At 68.0% G+C, this 2,125-nt stretch carries 2 protein-coding genes and 1 pseudogene; 2 read left to right on the top strand and 1 reads right to left on the bottom strand.

Annotated elements, in window-relative coordinates; genetic code table 11:
* Positions 1-122: 122 nt before the first annotated feature.
* The gene (locus ACZ53N_RS37185; RefSeq protein WP_469145112.1) at positions 123-644 is read left to right on the top strand and encodes a transposase; all 522 of its coding nucleotides are present in this window, start codon (positions 123-125) and stop codon (positions 642-644) included.
* A 456-nt stretch (positions 645-1,100) separates the two neighbouring features.
* On the opposite strand, the gene ACZ53N_RS37180 is transcribed toward ACZ53N_RS37185, so the two are convergent.
* Positions 1,101-1,349: a hypothetical protein gene (locus ACZ53N_RS37180; RefSeq protein ID WP_469145111.1), complete on the bottom strand. Its 249-nt coding sequence runs from the start codon at positions 1,347-1,349 to the stop codon at positions 1,101-1,103.
* Positions 1,350-2,031: 682 nt separating this feature from the next.
* On the opposite strand from ACZ53N_RS37180, the pseudogene ACZ53N_RS37175 reads away from it, so the two are divergent.
* Positions 2,032-2,125: pseudogene (locus tag ACZ53N_RS37175) on the top strand (IS5/IS1182 family transposase); the annotation flags it as partial.

The raw sequence follows: 2,125 nt of genomic DNA, 5'->3' as shown, positions 1-2,125 counted from the left end.
CGCCAACCTCGTATCTGACCGCTACACCACCGCCTGAGGACAGGCAATGAGCAGGTCAAACACGCCTCATCCGCTATCACGCACCAGCTCGTAAGGCGTTGTTCGCGCGGGTGTGCCGTCCGGTGGCCGATGGTGAAACGGCTGGTGCCTGGTATGGGCAGTGGCGGCTGGTCGCGGTGGACGGCACGGTGTTCGACGTGCCGGACACGGAGGCCAACAGTGCTTGTTTCGGGCGTCCGGGGTCGGGGCGGGGGCAGGGCCGGAGTGCGTATCCGCAGGTGCGGCTGGCTGCGTTGGTGGAGTGCGGGACGCACGCGGTGTTCGCCGCGGCGACGGGTCCGTTGTCGGTTCACGAACAGCAGCTGGTCCCTGGCCTGCTGGACCGGCTCGGGCCGGGGATGCTGATGCTGGCCGACCGCGGCATCACCGGGTTCGAGCTGTGGCGGGCCGCCGCAGACACAGGCGCCGACCTGCTGTGGCGGGTCCGCAAGAACATCGTGCTGCCGGTCCTCGAGGCTTTCAACGACGGCTCCTACCTGTCGGAAATCTTCGCCTCGGATGACCAGAGCCGCCGTGATCCCCTCAGTGTCCGCGTGGTGGAGTACACCAGGGCCGCCCGGGCGACGACACGGTCTACCGGCTGATCACCACCATCTGTGACCCCGACGCCGCCCCGGCCGCCGACCTGGCCGGCCTTCACCACCAGCGGTGGGAGACCGAGACCACCCTGGACGAGATCAAAACCCACCAGGGCGTACCCCGGCTGGTGCTGCGCTCTCAGCATCCCGACGGCATCGAGCAGGAGATCTATGGCTTCCTCCTCGTCCATCACGCCCACTCCTGGGGTGAGTTACCGGCGGTGGCGGACGGTCGCCTTTGACGGGGTGCAGCAGCCTGATCGTCCCCGACCATGAACGGAACTGGTCCTGGCTCGGCCGTCCCGCCAGCCGACTCGGCCAGGCGGGATATCCCAGACTGATGCTGATGACACTGTGCGAGACCGGACCCGCGGCCTGATCGCGGCAGCCTTCGGCCCTGTGGCCAGGGGCGAGACGTATTACGCACAGCAACTCACCTCGAACTTGACCTCCGGCATGTTGCTACTGGCTGACCGCGCCTTCCACACCAATGACCTGCTCGCACAAGCCGCCCGCCGCGGCGCGCAGTTCCTGGTGCGTTGCACCAGTCGCCGACATCCGCCGATCCTGGCCCTGCTGCCCGACGGCTCCTACCTCACGCGCATCGCCGGCCTCACCTTGCGCGTCATCGAGGCCGAGATCCGCACCCGCACCGCCGACGGCAGCACCTTCGGCGAAGCCTACCGGCTGCTGACCACGCTCACCGACCACCGCACCGGCCCCCGCCCACCAGCTCGTCCGCCTCTACCACGAGCGCTGGGAGATCGAGTGCGCCTACCTGGCCCTGCGTCACACGCTCCTCAAGGGCCGCGTCCTGCGCTCGAAAGACCCTGCCGGCCTCGCCCAAGAGGTGTGGGGACTGCTCACCCTTTACCAGGCCTTGCGGTCCGTCATGGCCACGGCCGTGGAGACCGAGCCTGGCACCGACCCCGACCGCGCCGCCTTCATCATCGTCCTGGAGGCCGCCCGCGACACCGTCGCCCTGACCGCCCACCCGGCAGCACCCCCCGGACACGACGCCCAGGCGGACCTGGTCGGACACATCGGCACCCGTCTCCTGCACGCTGTACTCCCCAAACGCCGCCCGCGGACCTCCGCCCGCGTCGCGAAGCGCGGAATCTCGCGCTACCACACCTGGAACCGCGATCAACGCCCCGTGAAAGCACCCCTATCACTGCCATCGACATCACAGTCCAGGCACCCGCCCTCCCGACCGCACAGGATCCGGCCCGGAAGGCGTCCAGCCCCTGGGACCGGCTCTGCCAGATCCTTACCACGGAGCATTTTCAACTTGGCTACTGATCGGGTGATGGGGCGGTGGCTGGGAAACGGACGGAGCCCCAGAGCTGTTGAGCGAGGTGTCTAAGCTCAACTCTTCAGCTCTGGGGCTCCGTTGGTTCCCTATCGTGCCGTACTTGATGTCCCGCATGCACTCGTGGAGTGGGTCACGATGCTGATCGTCACCCGCGAGGGTGACCGGCGGTGCA

The organism is Streptomyces sp. NPDC033229 (genome assembly GCF_055576875.1).
The sequence above is the reverse complement of the archived record's forward strand: the minus strand, read 5'-3'. Positions and strand labels throughout refer to the sequence as shown.